Genomic DNA, 21461 nt, shown 5'->3' on the forward strand with positions numbered 1-21461 from the left:
GGTCGTACGGACGGCTCGCTTCACGCGACCGTCTCTATGGGTTGTCGGCAAAAACGGGGCGAGGATTCGTGGAGAAAAACCCCTGGAGGGAAACCCTGGTTGGGTCTGGGCGGATGTCGCTCGCTTAGAGGCGCGCGATGGGCAGCAGAATGCGCCGGACTGATCGCGGCGTCGACAGGCATAAAAAAGCCCGCCGAAGCGGGTTAGAGTTACATCATGCCGTGAGTCTTTGCGTAGTCTCGCAACGCGTCGTTCATGCGTGTTTGCCAGCCATCGCCAGTCGCGCGAAATGCTTCCAGCACATCGCGATCGTAGCGAACGCTCGTCGCGACCTCGGTGCTGTCCGCTGGCGGCCGACCACGGCGCTTCAGCAGTCTGGCTGCGGATTCCTGACCGACCTGTTCCGGCAGCGTCACGCGTGCGGGGCGCATGCGGCGGATTTCAGTTGTGCTCAGTTCGCGCGTGTCGGGGTCCGCTGCAATGCCACGATTGATCGCGGCATTTTCTTCGTCGCTCGGCCTCACAATCCTGCGTCTGCTCAACATAATCATTCACCTCCCGTTTGTGGGCCTTGCGAAGGCTGATTAACCGTAGTGTTTCGCCGCGTGGCGTGTACACCATGCAATGGACGCGATCGCCGATCAGTCCATAGGCGACAAACCGCGGCTCGCCATATGAATAGCGGCTGTCGAGCGCGCTGATTGCGCTGTCCCATTCGAAATAGTCCGCAAGGGCGAGGGCCACACCATGCTTCGCGCGATTGATCTGATCCTTGTCCGGGTCGAACTCTAGTTCCAGTGAATTATTGTACATACAATAATTCAAGTGGGCAAGTTGACGAAACTGGTTGTCGTGGTCGGATATTTCATGCTGCGTTCTCCCGGACGGTGGTTAAGCGATGTTGGTCGGAGGCAGGGCGCTGCCAGCCAGTTTGACCAATGAAAACCATACCTTCCGGCTTCCGACCGAATGTAAAAAATGCTGGCGGGCCGCTTGCTTCTGTTTGTCTCGTCCAGGGCAGCCGCGATTGATCTACAGAGCGCCGTTACGCCGGCTGACAAAAACGCCCGCCTGGCGCGCAACTGCGCCGGGCGGGCGTACCAGCCCGGAAATCCGCCGCTTACAGCTGGCTCATGCCGCCATCGATGACGATCTCCGTGCCGACGATAAAGCCGGATTCGCTGGATGCGAGGTGCAACACCGTCGCGGCGATTTCGTTCGGGGTCCCGAAACGGCCGAGCGGAATCTGGCTTTTGATCTGCGCCGCGGTATTCGCGAGCGTCTCGTCATCCAGGCCGAGCTTGCCGTAGATCGGCGTGCTGACCGGACCCGGGCTGACGACGTTCACCCGCACGCCGCGCGGCAGCAGTTCGGCCGACAGCGTTTTCGCGAGCGAAATGAGCGCGGCCTTGCTGGCCGCGTAGACGGACGAAGCGGGCATGCCGATGTGCGCGTTGATCGAACCGTTCAGCACGATGGACGCACCCTGGTTAAACAGCGGCGTCAGAGTCTGGATCTGGAAGAACGGGCCTTTGACATTGGTGTTGAACGTCTGGTCCCACAGCGTTTCTTCGATATCCGACAGCGGCGCAAATCTGGCGATCCCCGCGTTGATGAAGAGCGCATCGAGCTTGATGTCTTGCGCGCCGAGCTGCCTTGCGAGGTCGCGGGCGGCGGCGATGGAGCCTGCGTCGTTGCGAATGGCCAGTGCATCGGCGCCGAGGGTTGCCCGGGCGGCGGCGAGCGAGGCTTCGTCGCGGCCCGTGATGACGACGCGCGCGCCTTCTGCGGCGAACGCCTGCGCGGTCGTGAGACCTATGCCGCTGTTGCCGCCTGTGACCAGCACTGTCTTGCCTTCAAAGCGATTCATGACGTTCTCCTGTGAACGTTGGTGGTGTGAAAGCATTGTGGGCCGGCGGACGCGATTTGACGTGCGATGGTGCAGATCGAAACGTTCGAAATGATCGAACATGTGGAGCGCTTTCGTTTCCTCCACAAAATTTTTTTCGAAACGTGTCGAATTTTTAGCCGCTGGCGCGTCGTACGGATGGAGGTCTGCGCTTCAGGCGGCCTCTCTCTACTGACGAAACCCACCAAAGGAGCTGCAACCATGTCTACGCCTGCCGTCAAGGCGATTCCAGAGGGGATGCACGCGCTTACCCCGCATCTGGTCTGCGCCGGCGCCGCCGACGCCATCGAGTTCTACAAGAAAGCCTTCAACGCCGTCGAACTGGTCCGCCTGCCGGGCCCGCAAGGCAGATTGATGCATGCCAGCCTGCGCATCGGCGATTCGACGCTCATGCTGGTCGATGAAATGCCCGAGTGCGGCGCGCTCGGGCCCAAAGCGCTGAAAGGCTCGCCCGTTACGATTCACCTTTACGTAGAGAACGCCGACGCCACGGTCGAACAGGCTGTCGCGGCTGGGGCAAAGGTGACGATGCCGGTCGCCGACATGTTCTGGGGCGACCGTTACGGGCAACTGGAGGATCCGTTCGGGCACCGCTGGTCTGTCGGAACGCACAAACGCGATGTGACGCCGGAGGAAATGCAGGAAGCGATGCGCAAGATGGCGCAGTAGCGCGAACGGCCGCGTGCCCGGGCGTTGGCACCCCGGGGACGCGGCTGTCGCGCGTTTGCGCGGCGTCGTGGTCGTGACGTTGGGGTTTGAGGCGCAGCGGAACGGAAAACCGGGTTAAGCGCGAGTGCTCGCCGCGTGCAGCGGAAATTCGCCCCCGAGAGAGCTCACCGACGAGGGGCGATCTCGGGCGGGCACGATCGTCGCAAGCCGGCCATATCCAGTCGCTCGCGTGCGCGCTCCCACGGACACTCAAACGTCAGGTCCAATCGGATAACGGACCTTCGCCCGTCAATCGCTGGGGCTTTTTGACCGGGGCGGGACATGAAGTTGCGAAGCCGACTAGCTACAGTAGAATCGCTGACTCTTAGCCGAGCACCGCGTGGGGTATGGCCCATCGAACCCCGAATTAGCGGGCGCGGCGGGCGTCGGGACCTTGTGGCAGATCAGACGTTCCGTTGATCGACAGCAAACGGATCGCCGGACGTTGCCAGCCACTACAACGCGCCTAAAGCGCTGTGCCTGCAAGAACAGACGAATTGTATCGGCGGGCACGAACGGTTTTCGACAACCGGCTATGGAGCCATGAGGATCCAGCGTCATTATCCGACCTGATCCGGACCCCGTGGAACCAGACCACAAAGCATTTACAAAAACCCGGTTGATACGGTACGCTCCACCGTTTCGCGATGGCAAAGCATGCGCCGGTACCGATCTGGGCAGATTCTGAATGACTTCGCGACAGACCACCTCTCCTGAACAGCTTCGCCGAATGTGATTTTTCCAGTCACTTGGCCGGCACGATCTGTGGCAGCGCCAAAACGGAAAACATCATGCATGACTTAAGCGAAATCGCCCAATGGCTGGAAAGCCACACTATTCACCACGTATCAGACGTTCACGCGACACTGCCGGATCCCACCTTCATGTCGAATGGGCGTCAATTCGTTTCGTTCAGTTCGAACAATTATCTGGCGCTGGCGAATCATCCCCGGTTGGTGACTGCCGCCAAGCAGGGGCTGGACCGCTATGGCGTCGGTAACTGCGAGTCGCGCCTTCTGGGCGGCGATCTAGAGGTCTATCGCGAACTGGAGGCACGCCTGGGTGCACTCAAGCACAAAAGCGACGCAGTGCTGTTCGTGACTGGCTACATGACCAATCTCGGCGTGCTCTCGACGCTGGTCAAAGCCGCTACGCTGGCGCGCTTACACGGCTACCGCCCCAAGACTCGCCGCAAATATGCTTACTACTCGGATGAGTTCAATCACATCAGCATTCGGGAAGGCATCCAAATGTCCGGCGCACTGCGCCACACCTACCGACACTGCGACATGAATCATCTGGAGTCGCTCCTGCAGACGGGGGGCGGCACCACACCAATCATCGTCAGCGACGGCGTGTTCAGCATGGAAGGGACGATTACCCCCTTGCCGGACTTGGTGGCGCTGGCCGAGCGCTATGGCGCCATCCTGTATATCGATGATGCGCATGCTACCGGCGTGCTAGGCGAGCATGGCGGCGGCACCTCGGAACATTTCAGTTGCTACAGCCCCCATATCATCCAGATGGGCACGTTGAGCAAGGCATTTGGCGCCATTGGCGGGTTCGTGGCAGTCGATCGCGATATGGCTGAGGTGATCCGGCTTACCAGTTCCGCATATGGTTTTACCTGCCCGCCGCCGCCGGACCAGGCTAGCGCCCTACTGGCTGCGCTCGACTTGATGGCCGAAGAGCCGCAACGGCGCCAAAAACTGTGGGACAACCAGCGCTATTTCATCGAGCGCATACGGCCGCTCGGATACCAGCTGCTGTCGACCGAGACGGCAATCGTTCCCGTCCTGATTGGCGACACGGAACTGTGCGTACGTTACGTCAAGGTACTGCGTGAAGAAGGTGTCCACGTCGACTCAGTCCAGTTTCCGGCCGTGCCACTCGGACAAGCACGACTGCGTTTCATAATGAATGCCGCCCATACCAAGACGCAAATCGATCATGCCATCGCGGTAATGGAAAGCATCGGTGCAAAGGCGGTGTCGTAGCTTTCTCCTTCGATCGCGCCAGCTTCGAATCCCTGATCGGGCCTTGTCCGAGCGTTTGATTTGTGCGCGATTTACTTGTGCTATCTCTGCACGCTTTTCTCTGACATTCGAGATCCATTCCTGTTCGCATCAGTGATCGCAAGCAGCCTGATCACCATCGTCAAGGAGGGACCGTGCGGCCGAACTCATGCCGGTGTGGCCGATCGCTGGAAGGGCCGTTGCATCTTGGAAGCTGACGTTCGGTGCTCGCGGACTTGAAAGGCAGGAGAGGGTCGCTTGCCGTCAGTGCCGACAGCCGCTGTCCGCCCAGGTGCAACCGGTGGGCCGGCAGACGAAGCGGTTCTGCCGGGTGCCGGTTGAATATGCCGCCTCTTGTAAGAGTACCCGCATGGCCAGGCGGCCATCTTTCACCTGCACCCCGATAGCATTCGGGATTTCATCCCGGTCTATTGAAGACGCCCGCTTCGAGATCCTTCCTGAAATGCTGTAACCAGTCGCTTTCGTCTCCGATCGCGTATTCCTTCATAACCTGCGTCGATAGCCTGGTTATGGTGACATAGCCCTGTAGACCGAGGTTCTCGTCACCTTTCGGGTCTGTCGTATCCGTTTCCAGAAGATCGAAATCGCCTTCTGCCAAACCACTGCGCTCCAAGGTCGCTAGAAAGTCTTTGTGTTCATCCGGTTCGATCAGCCGCATGTTCGGCCCCCTTGTGTTCAACGGAGACGTCGTGGGGCCCGATCGCGACGGGGACCGACGACAGTCGCTCGAGTGTAGAAATCATGCGCACCGCACCCGTGAGGTCCGTGTCGGAATCGCCCTCCGGATGCGGCACCACCATGAAGCAGGCATAGATGCTCGCGGTACTATCGCCTGGACCCTTTCATGCTTTCCGACTCCATGGCAGCATTCCGTTCCTCGCTCGCTTCGATGGGTTCCATCGCTTCGTCGACCGACGCCATCGCACGCTCGGCGGCCGCTTTCGTTTCGTCTGCCGGGGCATCGAATTGGTCGTTGCCGTCACCCGGGGGCTGCAGCATGTCCTTGACCATCGCGCTCAGTTCTGCCGTGTCCCACGGCAGGCCACGCTGCGTTCGGACCTTTATGTAGTGTCTTACTTCCGCGTCCTGTTCCGCGGTAAGCGGCAGCCCTCGGAAGGTGCTTGTCGGGTCAGAGTTTGTCATGGCTTTCTCCTGCTTCGATTGCTCTTTCAGTGTAGCCCAATTGCAGCCACGAAAGCCGTAAGAGCAGGGCGCTTGTGCCCGCTCTTGAAAGGGATCGGGTGCTGTGGCAACGACAGGCAACAGGCGGCCAGAACCAGTCCTAAGCGATGCAAACTCAAACGACTGCTGCTCGACCGTCAGCGGCCGTTCACGTTGTATCGATGATGGATCGACGCGAGTAAGGACGAGCATTCATCTCTCACTTGTTAATCCATTCGCGATATGTCACAGTCAAAATGCGGTGATAGTTTATGCGTTAGGCTACTGCGAATTGCATCAGTTCGTGAGCGGCTTAGGTGAGCTACCAAGTTTTAAGCCAAAAATGTCGATAATGGTGAGTTAAAAAAATGGATGCAATAGAAAAAGAATATTTCGCGAAACCAAAAAACTATATTTCCATACGTCACTATGTCGCATCCCTGCTCGATTCTGGCCGGATTATAGAGGCTTCATTTTTTGCGAAAAAATGCTGCAGGAGGCACCGAAAAATAAATATGCAAATAAATTGGCATTTCTTCTCGCCATAAGAAGAATGGATCCGTCTGTCGCAAAGTATGACGAGGCTCTGGCGAGTTCCAGCATGGAGAATAAAGAAAGATTTATTCTTCACTGTCGATATTATTTTGCGTTCCATAACAGAGAAAGACTGAAAGACAGCTTGAGTGCCGCTATGGATGAAGGTCTTTCAGATTCAGAGTCGCTCAGCGTCGTCCTTGAAAGCCTATTGTGGCTAAAAGACATTTTTCTCGCGATAAAATTTATTTCTCTTTATATGAAGGGGAACTCTCAAATTTCACCGCAGGCTGAGAGAGCTCAAGAATATTTTGCAAACGAGATTGGTAGAAATATTTTCATCTATGCGCAGGCACGCCCATGGCTAGTTTTTATGTATGCAAATTATTGAAGAAGCCGGGGATAGCAGTAGCGGCCACAATTGTACATGGAAACGTGGAAATCCGACCTGTTCAAAAGCAGGATATGGACGAACTAGCCATGTTGAAAAGCTCGATTGAGTCCACGAAGCTTGAGGCTGAACTTGAAATTGAGATTGCCTGTCGAATCGCAGTTATTGTGCAGGCCGAGACTCCCGATGACGCCGATATTCTCGCAGATCAGTATTTTGTAGAAGTGCTCGATCTATTAACCGTTGAATATACAATGAGCCACCTTGCGGTGGCACAGTGTGGATACGTAAAGAATCTTGATACCGGTGAGTATCAAGTGATTACGAAGCATCAGTTCGCACCGGCGATGCTATTCATCAGATCACCGCACTCGATGCCGCAAATCAATTCCACCCAGCTTCTTGCGTATCGCAGCGGGGATTTGCTCGACAGATATAAGCGGTCAATTCACTGGTCGAGAAATGCAAGATGGGAGAAAAGCATGCATTTAAGTCTCTTGTACCGCTGGTTTGCGGTTGAGGCTTTATTCAAATTGAACGAGAATGACGACGTTACCAGCCCGCTGATGCAGTTTCTTGGGTTTCCGGGTAATGCCTACTCTAAATATATTTCCCGAGATTTACTAAAACAACTTTCCAAAGACACGTCATATTCGAAATGGAAAAAACAAATGAAGGTCGTTGTCGACAAAATTAGAGATTTTCGAAACGCTTCTGTGCACTCCGGATTTCGAAGTATCGATTGTACGCCCGATGACTTGAGACTATGCGGTCGATTGATGTCGGTTGGCCTCTCACGCTGTCAAGGTGCAGTTCAGACTGGAATATTGAACGGCTTGAAAACCGTCCCCGAATTCAAGGAATACGCTGGCCTGATATTTGAAAATCGCCCTAATGTCGAGGGAGATACTATCGGCACTATTGTTCATATCCTAGACCACGACCATTTGAAGCACGCTCAAACCACATATTTCTAGGCATTTGAGTCACACGATGCGATCGGCTGCTGCCGTGCTCGCAGCAGACTTTTCGCCCCCGTCTCGAGCGTCTGCGATGGGTCGGTAAGACTCATTCATGGACAGAGGGAGCTGACATTCGCCGACGCCGGTTTATGAAAGTCAGCAAAGCGATCAGCAACCGCCGCACGACTTCGATCGGCGAACGTCGGCATAGGCCGATAACTTTCCGACCAACTCGGCGAGGCGAGCGTCCGTTGCACTCCGGAAGCGGTCATGGCGGTGTGAGCAGTCCGAACGGCAGTTGTGGGTCGGGTGCCGCCGGTCGCGATCTGCGGCCTTCAGCTCCGAAGTTTGCTGTGGGACCGGGTCTCGGCCAATACCGGCCTGTCGCTGCTCTCGGACAAAATACATTCCTGACAAGCGCATAATCTCGCTTGAACTCCGTTCCCTTCGGTCACCGCAGGCGCTGCAATCGGTGCGCCCGTTAGCTACGACATTGGCGAAGTGACAAGAATCCCTAGTCCGAAGGAGTTTGAAAATGACACTTAGCGCGGCTCCAGGCGAAGCAATCAACGTAGGTCGATTGAGTATTCAGTACCTGATTGATGGCGCAGCGACAGGCGGCATGGGCGTTTTTGAGTTGACTGTGCCTCCTGGTTCGCAGGTTCCGCCGCCACATAGCCACACACGAAATGAGGAGTGCGTCTATGTGCTGGATGGCATACTCCGGTACTCGGTCAATGGGGTAGTCCGAGACCTGCAGCCAGGAGAGTGGATGCATACCCCGCCCGGATCAGTCCATCACTTTAGCAACCCGCACATTGGCACGGCCCGCGCACTGATTATCCTTACCCCCGACGTTGGTGCTCAGTATTTCCGTGATGTCGGAGCAATCATAAACGCCGGCGGGCCGCCTGACCGCGAAAAGCTTATCGGTGTCATGTCCAGGTACGGGCTGGTACCGGCGCCACCACGATGAACCGCAGTCACCCAACAATCGCCTTCAGGGGAAGTGCCCGCTTCGCCGGGTACGGTGTACGAGTCTTGCCCATTTCGGCACCTCCTTCTCAAAAAGGATAGCAACCGTCTTGGAGGTCAACCATTTTTGATGTCCGCCGCATGAAACGATGCGTCCCACGGGCTGCCGGCTTTGACCATAGCGTTCAGAATGCTCAGCAGTTTGCGCATGCAGGCCACGAGCGCGACCTTTTTTGGCTTTCCGGCCTCGACGAGGCGGCGATAAAACAGCCTGATCGCCGGGTTGTGACGGGCCGCCACCAGGGCAGCCATGTACAGGACACGTCGCACGCTGCCTCGGCCCCCAAAGATCGTGCGTTTGCCGCGCATCGTGCCTGAATCGCGATTGACTGGCGCGACGCCAATCAGCGAACTGATTTCCCGCCGCGTCAGTTTGCCCAGCTCGGGAACTTCGGCAATCACAACTGAGATCGTTGCATCGCCCACCCCCCTTAACGGTACGAAGCAACGCTGACAGGTCAGCAAAGTGCGAATGGATATGGCCGCCCATATCGTTTTCGATACGGGCTATTTCATCCTTCAGTGCCTCGATAATGGTTTCGATGCTTTTCCGGGTGTGGGCATGCGTCAGCGCCAGCCGGTTGCGCTCGGAGACGAGCATCGTGATCAATTGCCGACGCCGCGCAACGATTGCCGCCAGCGCTTGCTGTTCGATGGTCGGCAAGGTCTTGACGAATTTCTCGCGCTCGGGGTGACGTTCGATCACTTCGCCGAGCTGGGCGAGAATGCGCGCATCGATGCGATCAGTCTTCGCAAGTTTCCCCATCGCACGAGCAAAGTCTCGCGCCTGCCGTGGATTGATCACTGCGACGGCATATCCGGCGGCCTGCAATACGCAAGCTACTGCCATTTCCGGCCCAGCTGTGGCTTCGAGGACGATCAGCGCAACCCGGTGGCGCGCCAGCTCCTCAAGCAAAGTGTCGAAGCCATCCGTCTTGTTGGAGACACTCAGCGGCGTTGCCTTGACGCCAATCGCTACATCCAACGTAGCTTTGGAAACGTCAATGCCAACGGTGATCGGTTTCGGATCTGGCAAGCCCGTCACTACCCCTCCTTGTACATGCGAATTTTTTTCGAACAACCGTTCGGGCTTTTGATGAGCGGCTCAGCTCGTGCGCCATTCGCTATCCTGCGGGCTGCAAACCCAAGGTGTCATCAGGCTGCACGAGCCTTGCCAAACCGACACAAAACCAAGGCTGTGGATTTGTGGACGATGCGCCTGCGGCGCACCGGAAAGTTTACCGTGGACAACGCTGCGCGTTGCCCACCGCGCTCTCCTTCGCCCACAAGCTCCACAGCCTCCAACTACGAAAAAAGAGAACCTTCAAAACCGCACTTCAAGATACAAGGTGTCCGTTTTCGCGGGTCAACTTCACGCCAACAGACGTAGTTGCTTAGGCGAACGGAATCCGGATTGCAAAAGCCAACAGCGCCGTCGCGAAGGACCAGCGTTGAAACCGCTCCGCTCGTGGGCTGTGCTGCAGGAAGGACGACAGGCGCGACGCCCCGAACACGCAGGCCAGGTCGAAGGCAATTCCCGTCAGAACGAGGACGAGGCCGAGTTCAGCCATTTGCGACCAGACCGGCGCGCCCTGCGGGTTGACGAATTGGGGTAACAGCACGGAACAGAACAGCAGCGTCTTCGGGTTCAACAGGCTGCTGAGCATCCCTTTGGCAACCGAGGAGCGCAGCGGGGGCTCAATGCCGGCATTCGCCGCGTTGAACTTCAAACCAAAGCCTGGGCTGCGGAGAATCTGTATTGCGACGTAGGCGAGGTACATTGCGCCTCCAATGCGCACCATCTCGTACAGTCCGGGCGACGCCTTCAACAGGGTGGCAACCCCGCATGCGGAGAGCGTAACGTGCGTCGCACGCGCGATTGCAAGACCCGCGGCATTCGCAAAGCCGTGCCGGGTACCGCGAGCAGCGCTCGTCTGAAGCACGAGCGCCATGTCGGGGCCGGGCATCGCGTAGACGATGGCGAGAGCGACAGTGAAGGTAAGCAGAACGTGTACGGAAATCATGACGAACTCCTCGTGTGGAGACTCCATCTTCCCGCCACTGCAATAGGCGTTTCCGGCAATTTTCGGCTCGCCTCGGACTTTTCGTGGAGGAATGCACTAACATTCGTAAACCTCCGGAGCCTGCCCATGGACCTCGACAAGACCGACCGCGCCCTCCTGCTGGCGCTGCAGAAAGACGGGCGCGCCAGTATTGCGAACCTGGCTGAGGCTGTCAGCCTCACTGAAACCCCGTGCGCTCGCCGGCTCAGGCGGCTCGAGGCAGAAGGGTACATCGACAGCTATCGGACGCTGCTGTCCCGGACCGCGCTCGGGTTGGGCGTGCTGGCGTTTGCGTACGTGCGTTTTGGTGTGCACGCGCGTGAACTGTCTGACCGGTTCGAACGGGAAATCCAGGCGATTCCGCGCGTCGTGTCGTGCCACAACGTGTCGGGTAGCGCCGACTATCTGTTGCAGGTCGTCGCGCGGGACATGGACGACTATGGCGTGTTCATGCGCGACGTGCTGCGCACGTTACCCGGCGTTACGTCGGTCGAGTCCACGTTTTCGATGCGCGAGGTCAAGCGAGATGTTGGTCTGCCTTTGCTTTGAGCGTCTTGGCCCGCTGCCTGAGAGCGACCAGTTCGCGGCTGGTAGGCTTTTCCCGCGAAAACGGACACCTCGCTACGAGATGGTCGCGGTGCGCCCGGCGGATTCGCACGATCGGTACCGCGTTTACGTGACCTACAGTTGCGGCGATTTTTCGACGTCTCAATCTCTTCGGGAAGCGGTCGGTCGCGAATCTCGCGTGAACGGCAGAAGAGGGTCGAGTTCTGCCGCTCGCAGCATTGCGAGGGTCGGGGTGCATATGCCGATTGCATAAGGCAGTGATCGGCCAGGAAGGGACGTTCGCCCAGTGCCACCAAATCTCCGCTCGTCGGCCCATACCGGCCATTCACATTTCAGAGATAGCGAATTGCGGCAGATAGTGCATACCGCTTGTCCGTCTCGGCGGGACTCGGACTAATAATCCGGACTGCCCGCGCATTTCAAGACCGTCGCGGACTTATCCTAAACCGCCGTCTTTCCCGACGCCGACATGTGCCGCGTCGTCTACAGGTCGGGCAATTGTGTCGTGCCGTAACTTCGGCGTAGGATCAACAACAGGAGACGGTAATGAGAAGCGCAGACGCATCTTGCCGACCCGCCGGCTTGCTTCCAGGAGCCTGACCGTCCGGGAGGCTATCCTGGCGCGCGCCCGTGAACGCCCGGGCGTGCAGCAAGTCAACGGCCCGTCGACCCACGGAAACACCCATGATCACTGCCATCGTCCTCTATGACCTGCCGCCGGACATCGGCCTTCAGGAGTGCCGCACTCACTTCACGAAGATCGCCCCGGATTTCCTCAAGATTCCCGGCTTCCTGCGCAAGCAGTTCATCTGTGCCCGCGACGGCAAGGTCGCGGGCGGCGTCTATATGTGGGAAAGCCAGGAGGCGGCCGAACGCTTCTATTCCGGCGAATGGCTCGCCGGAATCCGCGCCCGCTACGGCACGGAGCCGACAATCAGCTATTACGAGACCGTCGCGCTGACCGACAAGGCGAGCGGCCAGGCAGGCGGGCTCGGCTGATCGGCCGCGGGGACCGGCCAAGCGGAGCGCAATCGAATATCCATTTGCATCCAGGCGCTGCAAACTCGTACGACCCGCATCTAGCGACGTGTATGGACGACGCAGGCGATCGACTGGATGAAACTCATGACCAGACGTTCGCGCCGTTGCTGCGAGCAGCCTAAACGGGTCGGCCAGAGCCGACCGCATAAGGCTCTGTCTGACCTGCGCGCCATGCCAGGTAGGGCGCGCAGCCAGGCAGGGCCGCATCGCTTCGTCCGCAAAACGGACCGCCTAGTGAAACAGTTACAAGATAAGTATTGACGCTGGTACTACCCGGCAGTTACCGTTTCATTTGAAGTTCAAGAAGTTCGATTGCTGTTCATCAATTGCTCGCTCCTCAGCGGTATTCGTTGTCCTCTCCCTCCTTGACGCTTCACGCGCTCTTTAACGGAGCAAATCTTCGTATTTTTTCCTCAAGGATTCTTCATGGATACCGGTACCGTTAAGTGGTTCAACGACAGCAAAGGCTTTGGCTTCATCACCCCGGACAAGGGCGGCGACGACCTGTTCGCTCACTTCTCCGAAATCAGGGGCGACGGCTTCAAGACGCTGGCTGAAAATCAGAAAGTGAGCTTCGAAACGAAGCAAGGCCCGAAGGGTCTGCAAGCGGCTAACATCAAGCCGCTGTAAAGTTTGAAGGGCCCGGCCTCCCGCGACGGAGACCGGGTTGCTGCGACACCCTCGCGGAGCTTTGTCTCCCAAAGTTGGCGCGATCGCTCTTAGCTGCATCTGTTTATTCAGCAGCTTGCCAAGCGCCATACGCCTCGTTGCGCCTAATTCTCCCCTCTGGCTTCACCGCCATTTTTTCGCTTTCCGACTGCTTCAGATTCGGCTTGCAATGGCTTTGAATCGGCGCACCCGTGCACATTTCGCACGGCACGCGCGCACTCGAACATCATTAAAATTAAAATGCAGAACAAACAAACTCAACAATACAATGGCTATGCCGTCCAACCCTCGGCGCATCGTTTGCCCGACGGTAGTTTTTCATCCAACCTGCTGCTCGAACGCACCGATAGCGCGCGCGCCGAAGGCCGCTATCAGTTCTATTCGCTCGATTACTTCACGAGTGAAGAGCAGGCGCTGCAGCACTCGACACGCTGGGCACGCAACTGGGTCGACACGCGCGGTTAAAGGCGACGCCCCAGTTCGAGACACCCGACGCACCTGAGGCACCAGGGCGCACACAACAAAGCGCGCCCAGACATCACGCGCGATCGATTCGTTACCTTCTGATTTGACCCGCGCGCTCAGTTCGAACTTCTGGATTTTCCCTATCGACGTCTTCGGCAAGCTACGCTAACTCGGCATCGAAGTCGACGACACACTTGAGATGGCAGAGCAGACCGAAGTGTGAACGCAGGCGCGGCCGGACGGCGATCACCCATCGGTCACTGTGCGGCCAAATCCCGCCAATCATTGCTTCGGATCGACCGTCGCCTTTGGCTTCAAAAGCGGTCACGAAAATCTGTAAGACACGTGCTTCCCGAAGTAACGCCTGTTCAGGCAGGCTACATACACTGGATGCAACCACGACTCGTTACGGTAAGTCCCTAGGCCTGTCACCGAAAGCAAGGAGGGGCGGTTGGCTTATCGGGGCGACCACCGCGAACAAGGCGCCAGCCGCGAGGTCGCATTCAAGTATGCGCGAGGCCGGCTATGTTGCTTAAATCATGCACGTCGTTTATCTTTGTGAATGTGCGGCGCAGTCTGGCAGTTGTCTAGCGCGCTAGTCATACGCGGGTGCTCTGTCATCTCACAGGTATCCGGTTCGCCTTTAACCTCTGCGCCGAAAGTTGTGGGTGATTACGGGGTGTGGGCCACGCTATAGGAGGAGCTCGCCATGCCACGGGAAGCCGTCACCGCCTGCCGCATCTGCGCCGGCAACTGTTCGCTGCGCTTGACCATGGACGACGCCGGACGTGTCGTCGCTGCGCGCGGCGACCGCGACAATCCGCTCACGCGCGGCTACGCCTGCATCAAGGGCGCGCATCTGCATGAGGCGCACAACAGCGCCGAGCGCCTCCTGCACCCGCTGAAGCGGCAGCCCGATGGCAGTTTCGTGCAGATGCCGCTTGACGTGATGCTGGCCGAGATCGCGGCGCAACTCCAGGCGCTGATCGAGCGCCACGGCGCAGATGCGGTCGCAGCCTTTCGCGGCACCATGAACTATTCGAACCTTGCCGCGAATCATATGTTGCCCGCCTTCCTCGCGGCGCTGGGGTCGAATTCGTTTTTCTCCACAATGACGATCGACCAGTCGGCCAAATGGGTGGCATTTGAGCGCCTGGGCGGCTGGGCTGCCGGCAAAGATCCGTACGCGCTCGCCGACGTGCTGTTATTCGTCGGCACCAATCCGCTGGTGTCGCTATCCACATTCAACTTTGCGTTGCAGAATCCGGTCAGGCAGCTCCACGAAGCGAAGGAACGCGGCCTGAAGCTGGTCGTGATTGATCCACGCGAGACGGAGACCGCCCGCCACGCCGATGTCTTCCTGCAGCCGCTGCCGGGTGAGGATCCGACCGTCCTGGCCGGCCTGCTGCGCATCATTCTGTATCGCGGCTGGCATGACGCCGGATTCTGCGCGCGCTACGTCAAGGACCTGCGACGACTGGTGCGCGCGGTCGAGCCGTTCACGCCGGAATACGTCGCGCAGCGCGCCGGCGTGAGCGTTGAAGGGCTCGAAGCCGCCGCCGCGGCCTTCGCGGAACCCATCCGGGAGGCCGGCGGCCTGCGCCGCAAGCGTGGCTCGGCCGCGTCGGGAACCGGGCCCAACATGGCGCCGCACTCCAATCTGGCCGAGCATCTGCTCGAATGCCTCAACGTCGTGTGTGGCCGCTTTGCTCGGCCCGGCGACCCGGTACCGAATCCCGGCGTGGTCGCCCCACGCTACCAGCGCCGCGCCGAAGTGATTCCGCCGCACCGTTCCTGGGAATCCGGCTGGAAGAGCCGTGTCGGCGGCTATGGCATGCTGTTCGGCCAGAAGATGAGCGGCATACTGGCCCAGGAAATCACTACGCCCGGCGCCGGCCAGATCCGCGCGCTGCTGGTCGACGGCGGCAATCCAGTCGATGCCGTGCCCGACCAGCGCCGCATCGCCGACGCACTGCGCCAGCTGCAACTGCTGGTATGCATCGAGCCATTCATGACCAACACTGCGCGGCTCGCGCACTACGTGATTCCGCCGAAGCTGATGTTCGAGCGCGCCGACCTGCATTCGCGCGACTACGAGTCCTACATCATGTTCCAGCCTTACGCGCAATACTCGGCGGCCGTGGCGACGCCGCCGGAGGGTTCCGAAGTCGCGGACGACTGGTTCGTGTTCTGGGATCTGGCGCGGCGCGTGGGCAAGACCATCGTGTTCGATGGCGTTCCCCTCGATATGCACGCAGCTCCGACCACCGACGAGCTGCTTGCGATCCTGGTTCGCCACGGTTCGGTTTCATTTGAGGAACTGAAGCTGTACCCACAAGGGAAAATCTTCGAGGTCGAACCGATGATCGTGCAGCCCGGCGAGCCGGCGAATACCGCGCGCTTCGACGTGATGCCGGACGACGTCGAGCGCGAACTGGCGTACGTACCGAGCGAACCGGGGGCGCCGCCGAGGTTCACGCATCGCCTGGCGGTGCGGCGCGTGCGCGACGTGCAGAACACCATGTACCACCACCTGCCCGCGGTTCGCCGACGCATGTCGTTCAATCCGGCATTCGTGCATCCCGACGACCTGGCTGCTCAAGGACTGACCGAAAGCCAGTGCGTGACCATCGTTTCGCCGCACGGGCGCATCCGGGCTATCGTCGCAGCGGACCCCGCACTACGCCGCGGCGTCGTGTCCATTCCGCACGGCTGGGGACCGATGCCCGACGAGGAGCCCGAAACCTATGCCGGCGCCAATCCCAACCAGTTGCTCAGCACTACAGGCGGCCTTGATCCGATCAACGCCATGCCGGTAATGAGTGCGGTGCCTGTACGCATCGAAGCTGTAGACTGAATCGCAAGAGAGAGAACTCACCGTACGAATCGAACGGTTTGTCTTCGAGCACGACGATGGGCTAACCGGCCGTCCTGCCTTGCCCGAAATCTGGCGAGCGAACGAAAGACACGACGCCACCACCACGTCCAGCGGCTCGCGCACCTTCGCGAGATTCGCCCCCCGCACCGGGTTGGCAAGCAGACCGGAGTGGCGGATGCGATAGAAGCCGCCGGGCAGCATATGCAGTTCATGAGCAGTGTTGCACGACATTGGCTGGCACGAACGATGATGAGGATTGGAAAAGCGACGAGTCAATGCTGACGGGCACCTCGCGGCGTGGTTGGACAACGCACGCGATCGGCTGGACTAAGCTCATGTCCGGACCCTCGCGCTGCTGCTGCGAGTGGCCGTAACGGGCCGATGAGCGCCATTCGAACCGGCAGGTCGCGATCTCCTCAGTCGCCGCGCGTGGCTACGGTCGTGGTTTATCGCCCCGCTTTGCGGCGCCCCAACTTGCGTCTCGCCTCGGATCCCGACAGCCAAGAGACATAGCCAAATAGGCGGTAGCCAATTAACATCGGATCTCGGCGTTATTGGCTAGCTGGTTTCAGGCTAGCCAATTGACGTGTACCCGTCCTGGCTCTGGATTGCTGTCTTGCCAAAAGCCTTAACCCGGTTTTCCGTTCCACTGCACCTCAGACCCCACGTTCAAGGACCGCTTCGGCGTGACGTGGCAGATCGTTTCCAAGGCGCTCGCCCGGATGCTGCAGGACAAGGATGCCGCGAAGGCAAAGCGGGTGCTGAAGGCGATGATGAAGATGATCAAGCTCGACATCAACGTGCTGGAGGAGGCTTACAGGCGGGAGTGACGGTACGCGTGAACTTTTACAACCCGATCCGGCAGTGCTGCAAAATGTACGATGATATTGACATTTTGACCGCAGGAAGACATGTTCTGGGAAGAAGAACATGGAGATCGCATGAGTCGTCTCGTTGTTGTTTCAAATCGTACGGCGGATCCGCGCAAGACTGCAGCCGGCGGACTGGCGGTGGCGGTGCGGGAAAGTCTGCAGCGTACAGGTGGCCTGTGGTTCGGCTGGAGCGGAAAAATCCGGAGCGATCCGAACGGCATGGACGGGCAGAGCGGCGTTCATTTACAAACGTTCGGCAATGTCAGTCTCGCTACGGTTGACCTGACCCAGCACGACCACGACACATACTATCTGGGCTATGCGAACGGCGTACTGTGGCCGGTATTTCACTACCGGCTCGATCTCGCGGACTTCGATACCCGCTTCGCGGCCGGATACCGGCGCGTGAACCAGTTGTTCGCGCACAAGCTCCTGCCTCTGCTCAAGCCCGACGATCTGATCTGGGTGCACGACTACCATCTGATTCCGCTCGCAGCGGAGTTGCGGGCGATGGGATGCGGCAACCGGATCGGCTTCTTCCTGCATATCCCGATGCCTCCGCCGATGATCATGGCAGCCATTCCCGAGCATGAATGGCTGATGCGCTCGTTGTTTGCCTACGATCTGGTGGGCTTTCAGGGTCACGTGGATCTCGGGCACTTCAGGCATTACGTCGAATCCGAGGCGCATGCGATGCCGATTGGCCCGCGACGGCTGCGTGCATTCAACCGTACGCTACAGGTCGACGCCTATCCGATTGGTATCGACGTCGACGAGTTCGTCGGGCTCGCCAATACAAAGGAAGGGCGTGACATGTTCGCGCGGATGCGCGAAGAATACTCGCGGCGGCGTCTGCTGGTAGGCGTAGATCGCCTCGATTACTCGAAGGGGCTGCCGCAGCGCGTGCACGCGTTTCGGGAACTGCTCGCTCACTACCCAGAGAACCGCGATAGCGCGACGTGGATCCAGATTGCCTCGCCGAGCCGCGAAAGCGTAGGGGCGTATGACGATCTGCGCCGCCAGATGGACAGCCTGTGCGGTGCGATCAACGGCGATTACGGCGAACTGGACTGGATGCCGGTCCGCTACATTCATCGCAACGTCGCCCGGAAGCGCTTGCCGGGGCTGTACCGCGCGAGCCGCGTGGCGCTCGTGACACCCCTGCGCGACGGGATGAATCTCGTCGCCAAGGAATTTGTCGCGGCACAGGATCCGGCGGATCCCGGCATGCTGGTGCTGTCGCGTTTCGCGGGCGCGGCGGAACAGTTGAAAGAGGCGCTGCTGGTCAACCCCTACGATGCACAGGGCACGGCCCACGCGATCCAGCGTGCGCTGACGATGCCGCAGGAGGAACGGATCAATCGCCACGCGGCGCTGATGAAGCGGATTCGCGAGCAGGACGTGCATTGGTGGTCCAGGAGCTTTCTGGATGCGCTGGCAGAGGCGCCGCAGGACGAGCGGGTTTGAGGGATTCGTACGACGACAGACTCGGCGCGCGGCTCGCGGATGGCAGCGTCTGGCCGGGGCTGGGCACGGGTTTGCCTCCCGCAACATATTGATGCCTTGGCCATTTTGGTAGGATGCAGCCTTTTCCCGCCGATGGTGTGTCAGTGTGAAGCGCCCAGATCTGTCCGTTGTCCGTGACTATTGCAAGGAACTGCTCGCCCGCGTGAGGCCCTTCGGCGTCGAAGCGCTGCGCCGGCTGAGGCATCCCACGTGGCGTGGCGTGGCGATCGCGCTGGCCGCCGTGCCGGCCATCGTCCTGCTGTACGTGCTGATCCTGATTCCGTTCACGCCGAGCATTGGCGATATCCGCAAGGCCAAGGTGGAGCAGCCCGCGCAGGTACTGTCGGCGGACGGCAAGCTGCTCGCCGAGTTCAAGCCCAGCAACCGCGAGTGGGTCAAGCTTGCCGACATCTCGCCGCACGTGGTCGATGCCCTGATCTCCACCGAAGACCACCGCTTTTATCAGCACTACGGCCTTGACTGGCGGCGCACGGCATCGGCCGCGCTGCATACGTTCTCAGGTGAGCGCCAGGGTGGCTCGACGATCACGCAGCAGCTTGCCCGCAACCTGTATCCCGACGAAATCGGCCGCGCGCCGACGCTCACACGAAAGATCAAGGAAGCCATCACGGCGCTCAAGATCGAGGCTGTCTATAGCAAGGAAGAGATTCTCGAAACCTACCTCAATACCGTACCGTTCCTGTACAACGCATACGGCATCGAGATGGCGGCGCGCACCTATTTCGACAAATCCGCCGATCAATTGACCGTGCTGGAGAGCGCGACGCTCACGGGCATGCTCAAAGGCAACAGCTACTACAACCCGGTAATCAATCCCGAGCGGGCGTTGCAGCGGCGCAATACCGTGCTCGAGCAGATGGTCAAATACGGCAAGCTGAATGAGGCGACGTTTGAATCGCTGAAGCGGCGCCCGTTGCGCGTCGATTTCGAGCGGCAGACCGAGCCGCAGGGACCTGCACCCCACTTCTCGCAGCAACTGCGCAAGTGGCTTATCGCATGGGCCGATCGCAACGACTACAACATCTATTCGGACGGTCTCGTGGTGAGCACCACGATCGATTCCCGCCTGCAGGCGATGGCGACCCAGGCGGTGGTGTTGCAGGGCAACCAGTTGCAGTCGATTGCGAACGCTGCATGGGGAACGCGTTCGGCCTGTTCCGGCGACAAGGACCTGTTCCGGACTTTCATGCGCGAGACGCCGGACTATCGCGCGGCAAGAGATTCCGGCCTGACAGACGAAGACGCGCTGAAGCGGCTCGCGTCGGATCGGGACTTCATCCAGCAGCTCTGTGCGGACAAAACCCGGGTCCAGGCCGATTTCATGGCGCTGGACCCGCGCAGCGGCCAGATCAAGGCCTGGGTAGGCAGTCGCGACTTCAGCGTGGATCCGTTCGATCACGTGCAGCAGGCGCGCCGCCAGCCGGGCTCGACGTTCAAGCCCTTCGTCTACGGCGCGGCGTTCGAGCAGGGTAACAAGCCCGGGGATACCTTCGACGACAAGCCGGTGGAAATCCAGCTGGCCGGTGGCGAGATCTGGCGGCCCACTGACGAAGACGAACCCAGCGGGCGCCCGATCAGCCTGCGCGACGCGCTCGCGTATTCGCGCAACCGGATCACGGCCCAGCTGATGCAGACACTCGGGCCCGCCAAGGTGGCGCGTGTGGCCCGCGCCATGGGCGTGAGGGACAGCAAGCTGGACCCCGTGCCTTCGCTGGCATTGGGCACGAGCCCTGTCACGCTGAAGGAAATGGTGTCGGCGTACGGCACGATTGCCAACAATGGCGCGTATATCGAGCCGGTGATGGTGACGCGCATCGAGGATCGCAACCGCAACGTGCTGGCGGAGTTCGCGCCGCAGTCACCCGAGCAGGCGCTGTCGGTCGACGCGGCCCACACGCTGCAGGATGTGATGCGCGACGTGATCAACCGTGGCACGGGGTCGAGCATTCGCAGCCGGTTCGGCATCCGCGCCGATGTGGCCGGCAAGACCGGCACGACCCAGGACAACGCCGACGGCTGGTTCATCATGATGCATCCGCAACTCGTGGCGGGGGCGTGGGTGGGCTTCAACGACAGCCGGGTCACGCTGCGCAGCGACTACTGGGGGCAGGGCGCGCACAGCGCATTGCCGATCGTTGGAGATTTCTTCCAGCGATCACTAAGATCGCGGCTCGTCGATCCGCGTGTGCGCTTTGTGAAGGAAGAGAAGAAGGGCCTGCTGGACCTGCTGCCTGAAAAGGTTCACACGTGGTTCCAGCAACTGTTCGCGCCGGCGCCGAAGCCTCAACCATCGGCTGAAGCCCGCCGCGTGCCGCGTCGTCCGTCGACACCGCCTGCCGATATCCAGCCGCGAACCGATGTCCAGCCACCGGCCGCCAGTGCGCCGGTACTGGCTGAGCCGCCGCTTTTGCCGGTGTTGCCGCCGAAAGCGCCAGCCGCCCCGCAGAATGGCGGCGGGTTCCCCGAAGGCGAACCGGCTTCGGCGCCGACACCTACGCCGGATGCGCCGTCGGCGGATACGGGGGTGACGCAGAGCCCTCAGGCCACCGCGCCGGCTACCTCGGGTGTGGCTCCGCCGGGTGGCAACTGAACCTTGCAAGGCGGTCGGCTAGCGTTGATCCACTGCACAACAGATGTGCGTAA

Annotated in this window: 19 protein-coding genes and 1 pseudogene; 13 read left to right on the plus strand and 7 right to left on the minus strand. The window is 59.7% G+C overall.

Annotated elements, in window-relative coordinates:
- Positions 1 to 209 precede the first annotated feature (209 nt).
- From B0G77_RS22065 to B0G77_RS22075, 3 genes are all read right to left on the minus strand, one after another.
- Complete coding sequence (locus B0G77_RS22065) at positions 210 to 545, minus strand: BrnA antitoxin family protein (RefSeq protein WP_133664272.1); 336 nt, start codon at positions 543 to 545, stop codon at positions 210 to 212.
- Entirely contained in the window at positions 442 to 813 is a 372-nt protein-coding gene (locus tag B0G77_RS22070; protein ID WP_347814203.1) for a BrnT family toxin, read from the minus strand. The genes B0G77_RS22065 and B0G77_RS22070 overlap by 104 nt, the downstream gene beginning before the upstream one ends.
- Before the next feature lie 307 nt (positions 814 to 1120).
- The gene (locus B0G77_RS22075; protein WP_133664273.1) at positions 1121 to 1870 is read right to left on the minus strand and encodes an SDR family oxidoreductase; all 750 of its coding nucleotides are present in this window, start codon (positions 1868 to 1870) and stop codon (positions 1121 to 1123) included.
- 240 nt (positions 1871 to 2110) lie between these two features.
- On the opposite strand from B0G77_RS22075, the gene B0G77_RS22080 reads away from it, so the two are divergent.
- Both B0G77_RS22080 and B0G77_RS22085 read left to right on the plus strand, forming a co-directional pair.
- Positions 2111 to 2578 carry a VOC family protein gene (locus B0G77_RS22080; protein ID WP_133664274.1) on the plus strand — a complete coding sequence of 156 codons (468 nt, stop codon included), beginning with the start codon at positions 2111 to 2113 and terminating at the stop codon, positions 2576 to 2578.
- Between the two features lie 788 nt (positions 2579 to 3366).
- Positions 3367 to 4614 (plus strand): pyridoxal phosphate-dependent aminotransferase family protein, encoded by a 1248-nt coding sequence (locus tag B0G77_RS22085; protein WP_243751160.1) that lies wholly within the window; start codon positions 3367 to 3369, stop codon positions 4612 to 4614.
- A 436-nt stretch (positions 4615 to 5050) separates the two neighbouring features.
- Here B0G77_RS22085 and B0G77_RS22090 read toward each other — a convergent pair whose 3' ends face one another.
- Positions 5051 to 5311 carry a transcriptional regulator gene (locus B0G77_RS22090; protein WP_133664275.1) on the minus strand — a complete coding sequence of 87 codons (261 nt, stop codon included), beginning with the start codon at positions 5309 to 5311 and terminating at the stop codon, positions 5051 to 5053.
- Positions 5312 to 5478: 167 nt separating this feature from the next.
- Entirely contained in the window at positions 5479 to 5796 is a 318-nt protein-coding gene (locus B0G77_RS22095; protein WP_133666809.1) for a hypothetical protein, read from the minus strand.
- Between the two features lie 505 nt (positions 5797 to 6301).
- Between B0G77_RS22095 and B0G77_RS22100 the strand changes: the two genes are divergently transcribed.
- The 3 genes from B0G77_RS22100 to B0G77_RS22110 all read left to right on the plus strand — a co-directional run bounded on the left by B0G77_RS22100 (position 6302) and on the right by B0G77_RS22110 (position 8677).
- Complete coding sequence (locus tag B0G77_RS22100; RefSeq protein ID WP_133664276.1) at positions 6302 to 6739, plus strand: hypothetical protein; 438 nt, start codon at positions 6302 to 6304, stop codon at positions 6737 to 6739.
- Complete coding sequence (locus B0G77_RS22105; protein ID WP_133664277.1) at positions 6709 to 7716, plus strand: hypothetical protein; 1008 nt, start codon at positions 6709 to 6711, stop codon at positions 7714 to 7716. The genes B0G77_RS22100 and B0G77_RS22105 overlap by 31 nt, the downstream gene beginning before the upstream one ends.
- Positions 7717 to 8323: 607 nt before the next feature.
- Positions 8324 to 8677, plus strand: coding sequence for a cupin domain-containing protein (locus B0G77_RS22110; RefSeq protein WP_243751377.1), 354 nt, complete (start codon positions 8324 to 8326; stop codon positions 8675 to 8677).
- Between the two features lie 116 nt (positions 8678 to 8793).
- Here B0G77_RS22110 and B0G77_RS22115 read toward each other — a convergent pair.
- Positions 8794 to 9772, minus strand: a pseudogene (locus tag B0G77_RS22115) (IS110 family transposase).
- 358 nt (positions 9773 to 10130) lie between these two features.
- The gene (locus B0G77_RS22120) at positions 10131 to 10760 is read right to left on the minus strand and encodes a LysE family translocator (protein WP_133664279.1); all 630 of its coding nucleotides are present in this window, start codon (positions 10758 to 10760) and stop codon (positions 10131 to 10133) included.
- Between the two features lie 126 nt (positions 10761 to 10886).
- Here B0G77_RS22120 and B0G77_RS22125 point away from each other — a divergent pair, with 126 nt between their 5' ends.
- The 8 genes from B0G77_RS22125 (at position 10887) to B0G77_RS22160 (ending at position 21408) form a co-directional block, all read left to right on the plus strand.
- Positions 10887 to 11348, plus strand: a complete 462-nt coding sequence (locus B0G77_RS22125; RefSeq protein WP_133664280.1) for an Lrp/AsnC family transcriptional regulator — start codon at positions 10887 to 10889, stop codon at positions 11346 to 11348.
- 702 nt (positions 11349 to 12050) lie between these two features.
- Positions 12051 to 12365 carry a YdhR family protein gene (locus tag B0G77_RS22130; protein WP_133664281.1) on the plus strand — a complete coding sequence of 105 codons (315 nt, stop codon included), beginning with the start codon at positions 12051 to 12053 and terminating at the stop codon, positions 12363 to 12365.
- A gap of 468 nt (positions 12366 to 12833) precedes the next feature.
- Positions 12834 to 13037 carry a cold-shock protein gene (locus tag B0G77_RS22135; protein ID WP_008919208.1) on the plus strand — a complete coding sequence of 68 codons (204 nt, stop codon included), beginning with the start codon at positions 12834 to 12836 and terminating at the stop codon, positions 13035 to 13037.
- 279 nt (positions 13038 to 13316) lie between these two features.
- Positions 13317 to 13541, plus strand: coding sequence for a hypothetical protein (locus tag B0G77_RS22140; protein WP_133664282.1), 225 nt, complete (start codon positions 13317 to 13319; stop codon positions 13539 to 13541).
- Positions 13542 to 14250: 709 nt separating this feature from the next.
- Positions 14251 to 16398, plus strand: coding sequence for a molybdopterin-dependent oxidoreductase (locus tag B0G77_RS22145; protein WP_133664283.1), 2148 nt, complete (start codon positions 14251 to 14253; stop codon positions 16396 to 16398).
- Positions 16399 to 17105: 707 nt separating this feature from the next.
- Complete coding sequence (locus tag B0G77_RS22150; RefSeq protein WP_208116480.1) at positions 17106 to 17249, plus strand: hypothetical protein; 144 nt, start codon at positions 17106 to 17108, stop codon at positions 17247 to 17249.
- 111 nt (positions 17250 to 17360) lie between these two features.
- Positions 17361 to 18758 carry an alpha,alpha-trehalose-phosphate synthase (UDP-forming) gene (gene otsA, locus B0G77_RS22155; RefSeq protein ID WP_133664284.1) on the plus strand — a complete coding sequence of 466 codons (1398 nt, stop codon included), beginning with the start codon at positions 17361 to 17363 and terminating at the stop codon, positions 18756 to 18758.
- 202 nt (positions 18759 to 18960) lie between these two features.
- Positions 18961 to 21408 (plus strand): transglycosylase domain-containing protein, encoded by a 2448-nt coding sequence (locus tag B0G77_RS22160; RefSeq protein WP_243751378.1) that lies wholly within the window; start codon positions 18961 to 18963, stop codon positions 21406 to 21408.
- Positions 21409 to 21461 lie beyond the last annotated feature (53 nt).

It is taken from the genome of Paraburkholderia sp. BL10I2N1, assembly GCF_004361815.1.
Lineage (GTDB): Bacteria > Pseudomonadota > Gammaproteobacteria > Burkholderiales > Burkholderiaceae > Paraburkholderia.

What these genes read in the sequence shown, in the direction of transcription:
- B0G77_RS22065 (WP_133664272.1), bottom strand. Translation starts at nt 545, where the DNA reads ATGTTGAGCAGACGCAGGATTGTGAGGCCGAGCGACGAAGAAAATGCC.
- B0G77_RS22070 (WP_347814203.1), bottom strand. Translation starts at nt 813, where the DNA reads ATGTACAATAATTCACTGGAACTAGAGTTCGACCCGGACAAGGATCAG.
- B0G77_RS22075 (WP_133664273.1), bottom strand. Translation starts at nt 1,870, where the DNA reads ATGAATCGCTTTGAAGGCAAGACAGTGCTGGTCACAGGCGGCAACAGC.
- B0G77_RS22080 (WP_133664274.1), top strand. Translation starts at nt 2,111, where the DNA reads ATGTCTACGCCTGCCGTCAAGGCGATTCCAGAGGGGATGCACGCGCTT.
- B0G77_RS22090 (WP_133664275.1), bottom strand. Translation starts at nt 5,311, where the DNA reads ATGCGGCTGATCGAACCGGATGAACACAAAGACTTTCTAGCGACCTTG.
- B0G77_RS22095 (WP_133666809.1), bottom strand. Translation starts at nt 5,796, where the DNA reads ATGACAAACTCTGACCCGACAAGCACCTTCCGAGGGCTGCCGCTTACC.
- B0G77_RS22100 (WP_133664276.1), top strand. Translation starts at nt 6,302, where the DNA reads ATGCTGCAGGAGGCACCGAAAAATAAATATGCAAATAAATTGGCATTT.
- B0G77_RS22105 (WP_133664277.1), top strand. Translation starts at nt 6,709, where the DNA reads ATGGCTAGTTTTTATGTATGCAAATTATTGAAGAAGCCGGGGATAGCA.
- B0G77_RS22110 (WP_243751377.1), top strand. Translation starts at nt 8,324, where the DNA reads ATGGGCGTTTTTGAGTTGACTGTGCCTCCTGGTTCGCAGGTTCCGCCG.
- B0G77_RS22120 (WP_133664279.1), bottom strand. Translation starts at nt 10,760, where the DNA reads ATGATTTCCGTACACGTTCTGCTTACCTTCACTGTCGCTCTCGCCATC.
- B0G77_RS22125 (WP_133664280.1), top strand. Translation starts at nt 10,887, where the DNA reads ATGGACCTCGACAAGACCGACCGCGCCCTCCTGCTGGCGCTGCAGAAA.
- B0G77_RS22130 (WP_133664281.1), top strand. Translation starts at nt 12,051, where the DNA reads ATGATCACTGCCATCGTCCTCTATGACCTGCCGCCGGACATCGGCCTT.
- B0G77_RS22135 (WP_008919208.1), top strand. Translation starts at nt 12,834, where the DNA reads ATGGATACCGGTACCGTTAAGTGGTTCAACGACAGCAAAGGCTTTGGC.
- B0G77_RS22140 (WP_133664282.1), top strand. Translation starts at nt 13,317, where the DNA reads ATGCAGAACAAACAAACTCAACAATACAATGGCTATGCCGTCCAACCC.
- B0G77_RS22145 (WP_133664283.1), top strand. Translation starts at nt 14,251, where the DNA reads ATGCCACGGGAAGCCGTCACCGCCTGCCGCATCTGCGCCGGCAACTGT.
- otsA (WP_133664284.1), top strand. Translation starts at nt 17,361, where the DNA reads ATGAGTCGTCTCGTTGTTGTTTCAAATCGTACGGCGGATCCGCGCAAG.